This window comes from Streptomyces sp. NPDC043861 (genome assembly GCF_056435905.1).
Window position 1 is genome coordinate 318701 of record NZ_JBWKDP010000005.1, and the last position, 14015, is coordinate 332715.

A 14015-nucleotide genomic window follows, 5' to 3' on the forward strand; every position below is an offset into this window, starting at 1 on the left:
AGAGGGAGCCCACGCGGAGCGTGGTCGACCGACGACAACGCGGCGAGCGTGCGTGCCGGGGCACGCGAGCCCGGCAAGATCCGAACGAGAGGCCCTGGGGTCTTTCGTTCGGATCAGGCTGGGTCAGTGAGCGGGGTCCGGTGCGTGCGATCGCAAGGCGGAGGAGGGAGCCCACGCGGAGCGTGGTCGACCGACGACAACGCGGCGAGCGTGCGTGCCGGGGCACGCGAGCCCGGCAAGATCCGAACGAGAGGCCCTAGCCCTCGGGGAGCGTCTCCAGGAACCCGAGCACCGCCCGCCAGGTCTGCTCGGCGGCTTCCTCGTCGTAATCGGGCAGGTCCGGGTCGGTGTAAAGGTGCCCGGCGCCGCGGTATCGGTGGACCTCGACATCCGCTCCGGCCCTGCCCATCTGGAGGTACCAGGCCGTCAGCCAGTCATGCGACTCGAACGCGTCGGGGTCGGCCACATGCAGCTGCACCGCCAGGTCATCAACGTGGGCATTCTCTGCAATGTCGGACGTACCGTGCAGAAGGAGCAGTCCTCGCGCCTTCTCGTCGCCAAGAGCCAGGTTCTGGGCCATTGCCGCGCCGAGCGAGAAGCCCGCGTACACGAGCCCCCGCCCGGACAGCGGCGCGGCGGCCACGATGGCCCGCTTCAGCAGCTCGTCCATGCCGATTTCGTCCTTGAATGCCCTGCCTTCCTCGACGGATTCGAACGTCCTGCCGTCGAAGAGGTCGGGCGTCCACACCTCGTGCCCCGCAGCACGCAGCCGGTCGGCGGCCGACAGCACGGCAGGCCGAAGGCCGTACGTCGAATGAAAAAGCATGATGTCCATGAGGTCAGGTTACGTTCGAAGACATGGAGAACGTGCTGCGCCCGTTGATCGTCCTTGCCGGCTCGGTGGGGCTCACGCTTGTGCTGGTGTGGCTGGCGGACCTCATGCTCCGCCGGGCCGATGCCCGTCACAGCGAGACCCCGCTGTGGGGGCTGCTGCGCCGCTGCCGGATGCCGCTGCAGGTCGTGCTGCTCACCGCGCTGCTGAGAGGAACGTATGCGGAAACCCGCATCCCGGTGATCGAACGGAACGAAGATTTGATCGGCCATGTCCTGACGCTGGTGCTGATCGCGGCCTCGGCCTGGCTCGTGGTGCGGATCGCCGCAGCGGTGGTGGAGTCCTCGTACTCCCGCTATGCGGCAACCACACGGGATCCGGCACGGGTCCGCAGGGTGCGTACACAAGTGGTGCTGGTCCAGCGGATCGTCACGGCCGTCGTCGGTATGGTCGCCTTCGCATCGATGCTGCTGACCTTCCCCGGGATGGACAAGCTGGGGGCCTCGCTGCTCGCCTCCGCCGGTGTCCTCGGCATCGTCGCCGGTGTGGCCGCCCAGTCCACGCTCGGCAATCTCTTCGCCGGATTCCAGATCGCCTTCGGCGACATGGTGCGGATCGGCGACACGGTCGTGGTGGACGGTGAGTGGGGCACCGTGGAGGAGGTCACCCTCACCTTCCTCGCCGTACGGACCTGGGACGAGAGGCGGATCACGATGCCCGTGTCGTACTTCACCAGCAAGCCGTTCGAGAACTGGTCGCGCGGCGGGGCACAGATGACCGGCACGGTCTTCTTCCATCTGGACCATTCGGCACCGGTGCACGAGATGCGGGAGAAACTCCGGGAGATCCTGCACGAGTGCAAGGCGTGGGACGGCCGCGACTGGTCGCTCGCCGTCACGGACACGACGCCGACGACGATGCAGGTCCGGGCGGTGGTCACCGCGAAGGACGCGGACGACATCTGGACGGTGCGGTGCGCGGTGCGTGAACAGATGATCGCCTGGCTGTGCGACAGGCATCCCTACGCACTGCCGCGCATCAGCACGGCACCGGCGGTGGAGCCGCCCGCAAAGCACGTCGAACCCGAGGAGGGCGCCCCCCGTCGCACCGGACGGGGGTAGGTTTCCGGGGTCTTTCGCCTGATCCGAACGAGAGGCCCTAGTGGCCGCGCTCCGCACCGCCGTTGACCTGGATGACCTGCGCGGTGACATGACCTGCGGCAGGTGAGGCGAGCCAGCGCAGGGTCTGGGCTACGTCGCCGGGGTGGCCGGCCCGTCCGGTGGAGGTCTCGGCCACCAGTGCCCGGCGGCGCTCGTCGGGCAGCCCGTCCCCGAAGAAGGCGGTCTCCTCGACGTACCCGGGAGCCACCAGGTTCACGGTGATGCCGCGCGGCCCGAGTTGGCGGGCGAGGTCGTAGGCGTAGGGGTGCAGTGCGGCCTTGGAGGCGGCGTACGCACCCGACCCGGAGCCCCGGTAGGCGGCGATGGAACTGAGGAAGAGCACACGGCCCCCGGGTGTCGCCAGATGGTCCTTCAGGGCCTCGGTGAGCAGGGCGGCCGTGAGGGTGTTCAGCCGGAAGCCGACGGTCCAGTCGTGTGCGACGGCTTCCAGCGGGTCCTCGTACTCGGGCCGCTCCTCCAGCCTTCCGCTGCCGCCCGCGCTGTGGACCAGCACATCGACGGTCCCGAACTCCCGGGCGGCGAACTCCGCGGCACGGCGGGCGCCCTGGGGCTCACTCAGATCGGCGGCGCAGTATCGAGCCCCGGGAATCCGGGCGGAGGCATCCGCGAGCACCCGCTCGCGCCGCCCGAGCAGCAGCACCTGCTCCCCGTCCGCGGCGAAGACCTCGGCCGCCGCGAACCCGATCCCGGTCCCCCCGCCACTGATCACCACGGTGCGAGCCATACCTTGATCATACGACCGGATCCCGGTCGCGGACGGCTTCCCTCGGGGGCCGCCGGGACCCGCCCTGCCGGGCGGGACGGTGGTCGGTCAGCGAAGGCTGCGCACGTCCAGATGACGCAGGACGCGGTCCACCACCTCGGGGTCGGTACCGGGCTCGCTGCGGGCGGCGAGGACCGCGTGGCGGGCGGCCGACATCATTTCGCGCTGAATGCGCGAGAGGGTCCGCAGTCGCTCCGCCCGCCTGGTGAACCACTCGCGCCGCTCCTCGTCGACGATGTCCGGACTGATGCGGGTCCCGACGTCGTACGCCGCCCGCTGCAGCCGCTCGGCGATGTCCTCGGGCAGGTCCTCGACGTCCTGGATCTCCTTCAGCCGGTGCTTCGCCGCCTTTGCCGCGCGCAGTGCGAGGTCCCGCCGCAGGGCTTGCTCGGCGTCCGCGTCGGCCCTCACACCGAGCCGCTTCACCAGCCGTGGAAGGGTGAGGCCCTGCACGACCAGAGTGGTCATGATCACCGCGAAGGCAATAAAGATGATCACGTCACGGGCCGGGAAGGGCGCACCGTCGTCGGTGTGCAGCGGAATCGCCAGGGCAAGTGCGACGGAGGCCACGCCCCGCATCCCCGACCACCACATCACGACCGTCTCGCGCCAGCCGACAGGGATCTCCTCGTCGTAGTCCCGGAGTTTGTGCAGTCGCTTCGCGAGCCAGGTGGCGGGCAGCAGATAGAGCAGCCGTACGACGATCACGACCCCGACCACCGCCGCGGCCCACCACAGCATCGCCGTGTCACGGACCCGGCCCGGGCCGAACACGTTGTGGAGTTCCAGCCCGATCAGTCCGAAGGCGAGTCCGGTCACGAGAGTGTCCACGATCTGCCAGAACGTGTTCCCGGCGAAACGTCCCATGACGTCGTCCGCGTCCACGGCGTTCTCGGCGAGGTAGAGCGCGGTGACGAGGACGGCGAGCACTCCGGAACCCAGCAGCTCCTCCGCGAGCACATAGCTCACGTACGGCACGAGCAGGGTCAGCCCGATCTGCAGGGTCGCGTCGCCGAGCAGACCCATGAGCCTGTTGGAGAGCCAGCCGAGGGCGAGACCGACCACCACGGCCACCACGGCGGAGAGCACCAGCTCGCCGACCGCCTCCGGCCAGGAGAAGGTCCCGCTCACCGCCGCAGCGATCGCCACGTGGTAGAGCACGATCGCGGTGACGTCGTTGAAGAGTCCCTCCCCCTCCAGGATCGACACCAGCCTCCGGGGCAGACCGAGCGAGCCGGCGACCGCTGTCGCGGCAACCGGGTCGGGCGGGGCGACGAGCGCTCCGAGCGCGACCGCCGCAGCGATCGGCAGCCCGGGCACCACCGCATGCGCCACGGCCGCGACCGCCGCCGTGGTGATGAACACCAAGGCGACGGCGAGCAGCAGGATCGGCCGGATGTTCGCGGTGAACTGCCGCCAGGAGGTGCGCTGCACGGCGGCGTACAGCAGGGGTGGCAGCAGCAGCGGAAGGATGTAGTCGGGCGGCACGCTGACGTTCGGCACGAACGGCATCAGCGCAAGGCCCGCTCCGGCGATGGTCATCAGGACGGGCGCGGGCAGCCCAAGCCGTTGCCCCAGGGGCACGGTGACCACGGCACCCAGCAACAAGCAGAACAACAGGGCCAATTGGTCCACGGACGCACCCCTCCAGGAGGGCTGGACTTCGATGGTCAGAACACCAAGCGTCCCATGCACATCACGCCAATTGCCCCGTAATGCCCCGTTTCATCGCATGACCGTCCGTGGATGGCCGCACCTTCGCCGACGACGTACGGCGGCACCACTCTCCCCCTGGTGCGGTGACCGAAAGGTCTGCCGGGAAGCTCACGGCGTCCGGCGCCCGGGGTCTCCCCGGGCCCGCCAGGGCCCAGGGGAAGCATCGCCAGGCGGTGGCGGCACTCCTCCTGGCTCCACCGGGGACACGCCCACCCGGCCGGAGGCCGGGGGAGATCACCCTCGTACCGGACGTGCTCGGGCGATGTGACAACACAGCACGGGGTACGTCCCAGCGGCAGCCGGGGCAGCACCTTGGCTGTCGTCGCGGGCCCGAGAAGGACCGCCCGGACAGGACCCTGGGTCTTTCGTTCTGGATCCGGGCTGGACCAGTGAGCGGGGTCCGGTGCGCGCAATCGCAAGGTGGAGGAAGGAGCCCATGCGGAGCGTGGGCGACCGACGACAACGCGGCGAGCGTGCGTGCCGGGGCACGCGAGCCCGGCAGGATCCAGACGAAAGACCCTAGAGCGCGCGCCGCATCGATCGGTGGGCGATGCCCGCCTCGGCGAACTCGGGGCCGTACGGTTCGTAGCCCAGCCGCTCGTAGAACTTCAGGGCGTGGCTCTGCGCATGCAGCTCGACCACGCCCAGACCGCGGGCGCGGGCCGCGTTCTCGACCGCCCGGACCAGGGCTGCACCGACGCCGAGACCCCGGGCGGAGCGGGTGACCGCGAGTCGGCCGAGGGAGCCTTCCGCAGGAGCACTCGCCGCGGCGGCGCCTTCGGCGCGCGACGGGCCCATCAGGAGCCGGGCCGTGCCGAGCGGGCCGTCCGGGCCGAGGGCGAGGAAGTGCACCGCGTCGGCGTCGTGGTCGTCGTACTCGACCTCCACGGGCACACCCTGCTCGACGACGAAGACCTCCCTGCGCACCGTGAAACATGCCTCACGGTCGGCCGGGTCCACCGCCTCCCGTACGACGTATCCGCCGCTCACGCGCTCTCGGCCGCAATCGCGTCCAGAGCCGACTGCAGGTCGTCCGGGTATCCGCTGGCGAACTCCACCCACTGGCCGTCCGACGGGTGCTGGAAACCGAGCCGCACCGCATGGAGCCACTGCCGGGTGAGGCCGAGCCGCTTCGCCATCGTCGGGTCGGCTCCGTAGGTGAGGTCGCCCACGCAAGGGTGCCGGTGCGCTGCCATGTGCACACGGATCTGGTGCGTACGGCCCGTCTCCAGCTTGATGTCCAGCAGCGAGGCTGCCCGGAATGCCTCGATCAGGTCGTAGTGGGTGACGGACGGCTTGCCCTCGGCGGTCACTGCCCACTTGTAGTCGTGCTGGGGATGGCGGCCGATCGGCGCGTCGATGGTGCCGCTCAGCGGGTCCGGGTGGCCCTGGACCAGTGCGTGATAGCGCTTGTCGACCGTGCGCTCCCGGAACTGCTGCTTCAGCAGTGTGTACGCCCGCTCCGACTTCGCGACCACCATCAGCCCGGACGTGCCGACGTCCAGCCGGTGCACGATCCCCTGCCGCTCCGCAGCACCCGACGTCGAGATCCGGTAGCCGGCGGCCGCGAGTCCGCCGATCACCGTCGTGCCCGTCCAGCCGGGGCTCGGGTGTGCGGCCACGCCGACCGGCTTCATGATCACGACGATGTCGTCGTCGTCGTGCACGATCTCCATGCCCTCGACCGGCTCGGCCACGATCTGGACCGGAGCCGGGGCCTGGGGCATCTCCACCTCGAGCCAGGAGCCGCCGCTGACCCGCTCGGACTTTCCGACGACCGAGCCGTCGACCTGCACCTTCCCGGCGGCCGCGAGCTCGGCGGCCTTGGTGCGGGAGAACCCGAACATGCGCGAGATGGCAGCGTCGACGCGCTCGCCCTCGAGGCCGTCGGGTACGGGCAGGGTGCGGGTTTCGGGAAGGGTACTCACCCGTCGAGTATGCCTTGTCGATTCCTGTGACCGTTCCCGCGGCCGTGCGGGTCAGTCCTTGTGGACCGTTCCGTCCGGGTCCAGGCCCCTGAAGGACAGGATCACGATGAGGACGCCGCCGCACACGATCGCCGAGTCGGCGAGGTTGAAGACGGCGAAGTGGGCGGGTGCGATGAAGTCGACGACCGCGCCCTGGAAGACACCGGGCGAACGGAAGATCCGGTCCGTGAGATTGCCCAGGGCTCCGCCCAGCAGCAGGCCGAGAGCGATCGCCCACGGCAGGCTGTACAGCTTGCGCGCCAGCCGCGCAATCACCACGACCACGCCTGCCGCGATGATCGTGAAGATGATGGTGAAGGCCCCGCCGAAGCCGAAGGCGGCACCCGGGTTGCGCACGGCCACGAACTTCAGCAGATCACCGATGACCTCGATCGGCGGCTGGTGCTCCAGCTTCGCCACCACGAGCATCTTGCTGCCGAGGTCCAGCAGGTACGCCACCGCAGCCACGCCGAACAGGGCCAGGATCCGGCGCTTGCCCTTGGGCTGCTCGGCCGGAGCCGCAGCCTCGTCGTCAACGTCCGGCGTACCGATGATGCGCTCCGCCTCTGCCACGTGAGTCCCTCAACCTAGGTGCCTGACTGGTCACGAGGGTACGGCACATGCGTACGGACCCGGTGCCGAGCCGTCGAACAGAACGGTCCGGCTCGGCCTCCGGCCCGCTCGCTCGGCCGAAGGCGCGACCGAGCGGTCCGGAGACGGGCAGCGGACCGGGTCCGTCCGGGCCAGGACCGGAACACAGCCGGTTCCGTACGGGCCCAGGACCGGGCGTCCGCACAGAACCGGACCGGTCCGGGCACCCTTCCGTCGGCCGGGTGGGTGCCCGGACCGGCCGTCCGGGCTCCCGGTGTCCGGGGGGCTCAGGTGCGCCGCTCCTGTTTCTGCTTGTCCTCGACGCACAGGGTCGCCCTCGGGAACGCCTGCATCCTCGCCTTGCCGATGGGATTTCCGCAGATCTCGCAGAGGCCGTAGGTGCCCGCGTCCAGGCGATGCAGGGCCCGCTCGGTCTGCTCGAGCATCTCGCGGGCGTTGTTGGCGAGGGCGATCTCGTGCTCACGCGTGATGTTCTTGGTACCGGTGTCCGCCTGGTCGTCGCCCGCGCCGTCCCCGGAGTCCCGCATCAGCCCGGTCAGCGCCTCCTCGGAGTGGCTGATCTCGGCCTGCAGCCGGGCCATCTCGCCCTCCAGCTCGGCGCGCGCCTCGGCGACCTCCCCCGGCGTCCATGGCTCCTCGCCCGGTCGTACGGCCAGCTCTCCGGGCGCCGTCGCGACGGCGCGGGCCACAGGCACCGCCGTCGCAGTGCTGTCCCCCGCGGCTGCGGCACCCGCCGCCACGGTCTTCTTCGCTCCCACCGTTCTGGCTCCCGTCTGCTTGGCGGCCGTGGCCGCCTCCTTGGCCGTCCTGGCGGCCTTCCTGGCGCCGGTGCCCGTCGTACGGGCCGCCGCCTTCCTCGTCTTCGCCTCCGGCGCCTTCGCGGCCGCCACCTCCGAGGACGCGTCGGAGCGCCCCGGTGCCTGCTTCCCGCCCGATGCTTTCCTGGCGGTTGCCGTGGCCTTCGACGCCTTGGCCGCCTTCGCCGGCTTCCTCGCGGTCTCCTTGGCCGCCGGGCCGTTCCCGGCGGTCCGGGTCTCCTGATCGACCGCCGCGTCCTTCGACGTCGCGGTCTCCTTCGCAGACGACGTGGTCTTCTTCCCGCCCGTGGCCTTCCTGGTGGTCTTCTTCGCCGGTGCCACGGCCTTCACCTCCGTCGCCTCGTGCGCGTGCGCACCGGCCCCGTTGGCCTTCGGCACCCTTTTGCTGCCCGGGTTCTGCTTCGCGACAGTGCTCTTCCTGCCGCTCGAGTCCTTGACCGCCGCCGCAGCGGCGGTGGACCTGACGGACGCCGTCCTCTTCACGGCGGTCTTTTTCGCCACCATGGCCGCGGCCCCTTCACATATTGTGATCTTGCTCGCGATTCGGTGCTGGGACGATAAATCGACCCCAGCCCCGCGGCAACGGGGCACGCCGCCGGTCGGGGCCGCCCCGCGTCCGTCCGGACGCGAGCCTGCATCCGTTGTGCCCAGCTCCCCGGCCCGTAATCCGCCCCACGAGCCCCGCCCGAACCCATCCGGGTCCGTATGCCCATTCGGGTCACCCAGGGAATCCGGTCGGCCACGCCGCGCCCGGGCCCGTACACTGGGCGGAGCGAAAGGCGTGGATGGGGACCAGTAGCGTCGTACGCAGCCATGAGCGACCCGGGGACGGTGCGAGCCCGGGGGCGAGCGCGATGTGAACGATCACCCCGGAGCCGCCGGAAGAAAGCCGAGGGCGACCAGGGCGAGTAGAACCGGCATCGCGACCCCAATGAGGGGGCCCAGGACGTGTGCGTCATGGGCCAAGGAGGGTGGTACCGCGGGAGCACAGCGCAATGTGGCTCTCGTCCCTCCGACGGAAGAGAACAGTCCGTTGGAGGAGCCCGTACATGACGCCGCCGCCTCAGTACCGCCAGGTGCCCGCCCAGGTCGACCTGCCCGCCCTCGAGCACGCCGTGCTCGACTTCTGGCGTGACAACAAGGTCTTCGCAAAGAGCCTCGAACAGTCCGAGGGCCGCCCGGAGTGGGTGTTCTACGAGGGCCCGCCCACGGCCAACGGAATGCCGGGCGCACACCACATCGAGGCCCGGGTCTTCAAGGACGTCTTCCCGCGTTTCCGCACCATGCGGGGCTACCACGTGGCCCGCAAGGCCGGCTGGGACTGCCACGGGCTGCCCGTCGAGCTCGCCGTCGAGAAGGAACTCGGATTCAACGGCAAGAAGGACATCGAGGCCTACGGCATCGCCGAGTTCAACGCCAAGTGCCGTGAGTCGGTGACCCGCCACACCGACGCGTTCGCCGAGCTCACGACCCGTATGGGCTACTGGACCGACCTCGACGGCGCATACCGGACGATGGACCCCGAGTACATCGAGTCGGTCTGGTGGTCGCTGAAGGAGATCTTCGACAAGGGCCTGCTGGTCCAGGACCACCGCGTCGCCCCCTGGTGCCCTCGCTGCGGCACCGGACTGTCCGACCACGAGCTGGCACAGGGCTACGAGACGGTCGTGGACCCGTCCGTGTTCGTCCGCTTCCCGCTGACGTCGGGCCCGCTCGCCGGCGAGGCCGCGCTGCTCGTGTGGACGACGACGCCCTGGACGCTGGTGTCGAACACCGCGGTGGCGGCGCACCCCGAGGTCACGTACGTCGTGGCGACGAACGGCGAGGAGAAGCTCGTCGTCGCCCGGCCGCTGCTGGAGAAGGCGCTGGGCGAAGGCTGGGAGGCCACCGGCCCGGCCTTCACCGGTGCCGAGATGGAGCGCTGGACGTACGACCGTCCCTTCCACCTGGTGGAGTTCCCCGAGCCCGCCCACTACGTGGTCAACGCCGAGTACGTGACCACCGAGGACGGTACGGGTCTGGTGCACCAGTCCCCCGCCTTCGGTGAGGACGACCTCAAGGTCTGCCGCGCCTACGGCCTGCCGGTCGTGAACCCGGTCCGCCCGGACGGCACCTTCGAGGAGGACGTACCGCTCGTCGGCGGCGTCTTCTTCAAGAAGGCCGACGAGGCGCTGACCAAGGACCTGGACGGCCGCGGACTGCTCTTCAAGCACATCCCCTACGAGCACAGCTACCCGCACTGCTGGCGCTGCCACACGGCACTGCTGTACTACGCGCAGCCGTCCTGGTACATCCGCACGACCGCGATCAAGGACCGGCTGCTGGAGGAGAACCGGAACACGAACTGGTTCCCCGACTCGGTCAAGAACGGCCGCTTCGGCGACTGGCTCAACAACAACATCGACTGGGCCCTGTCCCGGAACCGCTACTGGGGTACGCCGCTGCCGATCTGGCGCTGCGAGGAGGACCATCTGACGTGCGTCGGCTCGCGCGCCGAGCTGACCGGGCTCACGGGCACCGACCAGTCGGAGCTGGACCCGCACCGCCCGTTCATCGACGACGTGACCTTCCCGTGCCCCCAGTGCTCCGGCACGGCGACTCGCGTCCCCGAGGTCATCGACGCCTGGTACGACTCGGGCTCGATGCCGTTCGCACAGTGGGGTTATCCGTACCGGAACAAGGAGACCTTCGAGAAGCGCTACCCGGCGCAGTTCATCTCGGAGGCGATCGACCAGACGCGCGGGTGGTTCTACACGCTGATGGCGGTCGGCACGCTGGTCTTCGACAAGTCCTCCTACGAGAACGTCGTCTGCCTGGGCCACATCCTCGCCGAGGACGGCCGGAAGATGTCCAAGCACCTGGGCAACATCCTGCAGCCGATCCCGTTGATGGACCAGCACGGCGCGGACGCGGTGCGCTGGTTCATGGCGGCCGGCGGCTCCCCCTGGGCAGCCCGCCGGGTGGGCCACGGAACCATCCAGGAAGTGGTCCGCAAGACGCTGCTGACGTACTGGAACACGGTCGCCTTCCAGGCGCTGTACGCCCGCACCTCGAACTGGGCGCCGTCGGCCACGGATCCGGCGCCGGCCGAGCGCACGGTGCTCGACCGCTGGCTGCTGTCCGAGATGCATGCGCTGGTGGACCAGGTGACGCAGGCGCTGGAGGCGTACGACACGCAGCGTGCCGGCAAGCTGGTCTCCTCGTTCGTCGACGACCTGTCGAACTGGTACGTGCGCCGCTCGCGCCGCCGCTTCTGGCAGGGTGACGCGGCTGCGCTGCGCACGCTGCACGACGTGATCGAGACCGTCACCCGCCTGATGGCACCGCTCACCCCCTTCATCACGGAGCGGGTGTGGCAGGACCTGGTGGTGCCGGTGACGCCCGAGGCACCCGAGTCGGTCCATCTGGCCAGCTGGCCGGAGGCCGACCTGTCGGCGATCGACCCGACCCTGTCGCAGCAGATGGTGCTGGTCCGCCGGCTCGTGGAGCTGGGCCGTGCGACGCGTGCGGAGTCGGGTGTGAAGACCCGGCAGCCGCTGTCGCGCGCCCTGGTGGCGGCCGCGGGCTTCGAGTCGCTGTCGCCGGAGCTGCACGGGCAGATCACGGAGGAGCTGAACGTCTCGTCGCTGGCGTCACTGTCCGAGGTCGGCGGGTCTCTGGTCGACACGACGGCGAAGGCCAACTTCAGGGCACTGGGGAAGCGCTTCGGCAAGGGCGTGCAGGACGTGGCGAAGGCGGTCGCGGCGGCGGATGCCGCGGCGCTGTCCCTCGCTCTCCGCAACGGCACGGCTTCGCTGGAGGTCAACGGCGAGACGATCACCCTGTCTCCCGAGGAAGTGATCATCACGGAGACGCCGCGCGAGGGCTGGTCGGTGGCCTCCGACCAGGGCGCGACGGTCGCGCTGGATCTGGAGATCACGCCGGAGCTGCGGCTGGCGGGCCTGGCCCGTGACGCGATCCGGCTCATCCAGGAGGCACGCAAGAACAGCGGCCTGGACGTGGCCGACCGGATCGCCCTGCGCTGGTCCTCCGAGGACTCCGAGGTCACGGCGGCCCTCACGGACCACGCGGCGCTGATCGCGGAGGAGGTGCTGGCCACGGACTTCGCCCGGGGCGAGGCGGACACCGCCTACGGTGACCCCTTCACCGACGAGGGCCTCTCCCTCACCTTCCGCCTCCGCAAGGCGTAGCTGCCTGCGGCAGGGGCCTGCGCGACGGGAGTCGCGCAGGCCCCTGGCTTTTCCCCGCCTCTTTCGGGCGAATCCCTCATGAGCGCTGACGAGGGGCCTCTCGGGCTCACTCTCGGGCCCCGGCGGTGGCCGCCATCCCCCTGGCACGGAACGGCGGCGCTCCTCCCCGGCCCGCGGCCCGGGCAGCGCGGTCGCCTCCCGGGCACCGAAGCATGAGGTGGGACGCGACGCCGGGCGGAACCCCCTCGGGAGGCCGGAATCGCGCCGGGCCCCGCCGTACCTGATGCGCCCGGAGGGACGCCCACGGCAACCGGTCCGACACGGTGGCACCCCATCCCTCCACCCCATGCTCGGGACCGAGTGGGCGCAGCCGCGCAAAAGGGCCGGGCCCGGGACGTGAAGTCCCGGGCCCGGCCCTTGAATGCCTGCCGACGGCTACGCGCGCATCGCGCCGCAGCGCGCCGTCAGTTGTCGTCCTCGTCGATGAGGAAGCCCCGCATCGGCGACGGTGCCTGCTGCATCGGCTGCGGGCTCTGCGGCCGCACCGGCGCCATCGGCTGGGTCATCGCCGGGGACATCTGCTGCTGGCCGCCGTACGACGGAGCCGCGGGAGAAGGCCCGTGACCGCCCATCGTCTGGTTGCCGCCGTACGACGGGGCGCTCGCGCCCGCCGGAGCCATGGACGGCGCCGGGGACGGCGGCAGCGACGCCGTCGCGGGGGTCCGCGGCGGAGCCAGGGAGTCGTCGGCCTGGGTCTCCAGCTGGCGCAGCTGGCTCTCCAGGTACGACTTCAGCCGCGTGCGGTACTCCCGCTCGAAGCCACGCAGGTCCTCGACCTTGCGCTCCAGCGTGGCGCGGGCCGACTCCAGCGAGCCCATCGCGACGCGGTGCTTCTCCTGAGCGTCCCGCTCCAGCGCGTCCGCCTTGGCGCGGGCATCCCGCTCCAGGCCCTCGGCACGCGAGCGCGCCTCGCCGACGATCTTGTTGGCTTCGGAACGGGCCTCGGCGATCGCCTGGTCGGCGGTCTGCTGGGCCAGGGAGAGAACACGCGCGGCGCTGTCGCCACCGGGGCCCTGACCGGGACCGGGGCCCATCTGGCCATGACCGCCCATGGGGCCGCCCATCGGACCGCCCATGGGGCCGCCCTGCATCGGGCCGGGTCCCATCGGACCGGGGCCCTGCGGGTGACCGTGACCGGGACCGGCGGGCAGCTGCGGAGCACCACCGGGCAGCTGGGGCGGACCCATCTGCGGGGGCTGCTGCTGGACCGGCGGTCCGGATATGGCGGCGGGCACAGGTGCGCCGGGACCGCGACCGTCCTGCGGCTCCGGCGGTTTGCGCATGCCCTGCTGCTGGTTCTGCGCGGCCGCACGGGTCGCTGCCGCCAGCTTGGCGCGCAGGTCCTCGTTCTCGCGGAGCAGACGCGTCAGCTCGGCTTCGACCTCGTCGAGGAAGGCATCGACCTCGTCCTCGTCATAGCCTTCTCGGAGGCGGACGGTCGTGAACTGCTTGTTCCGCACGTCCTCGGGGGTCAGCGGCATCTCTTCTTCACCTCTACGTAGTCGTCGGCAGTCGGCAAGACCGTATCGCTCACATCCCACTCCCCACGCTGCGCACGATGGAGATCAGGATGTAGACGATGATCATCAGAACGAAGAAGGACAGGTCGAGTGCCACGCCCCCGAGACGCAGCGGCGGGATGAACCGCCGCAGAAGCTTGAGCGGTGGATCGGTGACAGTGTAGGTGGCCTCCAGGACGACCACCATCGGCTTGCCAGGTTGCCACGAACGGGCGAACTGGAAGACGTAGTCCATGACCAGCCGGAAAATCAGCACGACAAGGAAGCACACAAGCACGATGTAGACAACCTGCACTGCCACACCCATTTCCTGCGCTTCCCTCTCCCCTGGCTCTCGTGTTCCGGCCTCGCGGCCG

The 14015-nt window shown here is 70.3% G+C and carries 11 protein-coding genes; 2 read left to right on the top strand and 9 right to left on the bottom strand.

Features of this window, described 5'->3' with window-relative positions; all coding sequences use genetic code 11:
* Nucleotides 1-256 precede the first annotated feature (256 nt).
* The gene (locus AC068D_RS14975) at nucleotides 257-835 is read right to left on the bottom strand and encodes a dienelactone hydrolase family protein (protein WP_478823429.1); all 579 of its coding nucleotides are present in this window, start codon (nucleotides 833-835) and stop codon (nucleotides 257-259) included.
* Between the two features lie 23 nt (nucleotides 836-858).
* Here AC068D_RS14975 and AC068D_RS14980 point away from each other — a divergent pair, with 23 nt between their 5' ends.
* Complete coding sequence (locus AC068D_RS14980; protein ID WP_478823430.1) at nucleotides 859-1953, top strand: mechanosensitive ion channel family protein; 1095 nt, start codon at nucleotides 859-861, stop codon at nucleotides 1951-1953.
* 37 nt (nucleotides 1954-1990) lie between these two features.
* Here AC068D_RS14980 and AC068D_RS14985 read toward each other — a convergent pair whose 3' ends face one another.
* From AC068D_RS14985 to AC068D_RS15010, 6 genes are all read right to left on the bottom strand, one after another.
* The gene (locus AC068D_RS14985) at nucleotides 1991-2737 is read right to left on the bottom strand and encodes an SDR family NAD(P)-dependent oxidoreductase (RefSeq protein ID WP_478823431.1); all 747 of its coding nucleotides are present in this window, start codon (nucleotides 2735-2737) and stop codon (nucleotides 1991-1993) included.
* An 87-nt stretch (nucleotides 2738-2824) separates the two neighbouring features.
* On the bottom strand, nucleotides 2825-4411 hold the full coding sequence (locus AC068D_RS14990) for a Na+/H+ antiporter (protein ID WP_478823432.1): 1587 nt from the start codon (nucleotides 4409-4411) through the stop codon (nucleotides 2825-2827).
* Between the two features lie 600 nt (nucleotides 4412-5011).
* The gene (locus AC068D_RS14995; protein WP_478823433.1) at nucleotides 5012-5482 is read right to left on the bottom strand and encodes a GNAT family N-acetyltransferase; all 471 of its coding nucleotides are present in this window, start codon (nucleotides 5480-5482) and stop codon (nucleotides 5012-5014) included.
* A complete protein-coding gene (locus tag AC068D_RS15000; protein ID WP_478823434.1) occupies nucleotides 5479-6420 on the bottom strand; it encodes an RluA family pseudouridine synthase in 942 nt (313 codons plus the stop codon). Before AC068D_RS15000 ends, AC068D_RS14995 begins: the two co-directional genes overlap by 4 nt.
* Before the next feature lie 51 nt (nucleotides 6421-6471).
* Nucleotides 6472-7032 carry a signal peptidase II gene (lspA, locus tag AC068D_RS15005; protein ID WP_478823435.1) on the bottom strand — a complete coding sequence of 187 codons (561 nt, stop codon included), beginning with the start codon at nucleotides 7030-7032 and terminating at the stop codon, nucleotides 6472-6474.
* Nucleotides 7033-7337: 305 nt separating this feature from the next.
* Nucleotides 7338-8393 (bottom strand): TraR/DksA family transcriptional regulator, encoded by a 1056-nt coding sequence (locus AC068D_RS15010; protein ID WP_478823436.1) that lies wholly within the window; start codon nucleotides 8391-8393, stop codon nucleotides 7338-7340.
* A 545-nt stretch (nucleotides 8394-8938) separates the two neighbouring features.
* On the opposite strand from AC068D_RS15010, the gene ileS reads away from it, so the two are divergent.
* Nucleotides 8939-12079 (top strand): isoleucine--tRNA ligase, encoded by a 3141-nt coding sequence (gene ileS, locus AC068D_RS15015; RefSeq protein ID WP_478823437.1) that lies wholly within the window; start codon nucleotides 8939-8941, stop codon nucleotides 12077-12079.
* A gap of 464 nt (nucleotides 12080-12543) precedes the next feature.
* On the opposite strand, the gene AC068D_RS15020 is transcribed toward ileS, so the two are convergent.
* Together AC068D_RS15020 and AC068D_RS15025 are read right to left on the bottom strand one after the other, a co-directional pair.
* A complete protein-coding gene (locus AC068D_RS15020) occupies nucleotides 12544-13620 on the bottom strand; it encodes a DivIVA domain-containing protein (RefSeq protein WP_478823438.1) in 1077 nt (358 codons plus the stop codon).
* A 49-nt stretch (nucleotides 13621-13669) separates the two neighbouring features.
* Nucleotides 13670-13966, bottom strand: a complete 297-nt coding sequence (locus tag AC068D_RS15025) for a YggT family protein (RefSeq protein ID WP_478823439.1) — start codon at nucleotides 13964-13966, stop codon at nucleotides 13670-13672.
* Nucleotides 13967-14015: the final 49 nt, after the last annotated feature.

Excerpts from the sequence above, each read along its gene's own strand:
- AC068D_RS14975 (WP_478823429.1), bottom strand. The coding sequence starts at position 835 with ATGGACATCATGCTTTTTCATTCGACGTACGGCCTTCGGCCTGCCGTG.
- AC068D_RS14980 (WP_478823430.1), top strand. The coding sequence starts at position 859 with ATGGAGAACGTGCTGCGCCCGTTGATCGTCCTTGCCGGCTCGGTGGGG.
- AC068D_RS14985 (WP_478823431.1), bottom strand. The coding sequence starts at position 2,737 with ATGGCTCGCACCGTGGTGATCAGTGGCGGGGGGACCGGGATCGGGTTC.
- AC068D_RS15010 (WP_478823436.1), bottom strand. The coding sequence starts at position 8,393 with ATGGTGGCGAAAAAGACCGCCGTGAAGAGGACGGCGTCCGTCAGGTCC.
- ileS (WP_478823437.1), top strand. The coding sequence starts at position 8,939 with ATGACGCCGCCGCCTCAGTACCGCCAGGTGCCCGCCCAGGTCGACCTG.
- AC068D_RS15020 (WP_478823438.1), bottom strand. The coding sequence starts at position 13,620 with ATGCCGCTGACCCCCGAGGACGTGCGGAACAAGCAGTTCACGACCGTC.
- AC068D_RS15025 (WP_478823439.1), bottom strand. The coding sequence starts at position 13,966 with ATGGGTGTGGCAGTGCAGGTTGTCTACATCGTGCTTGTGTGCTTCCTT.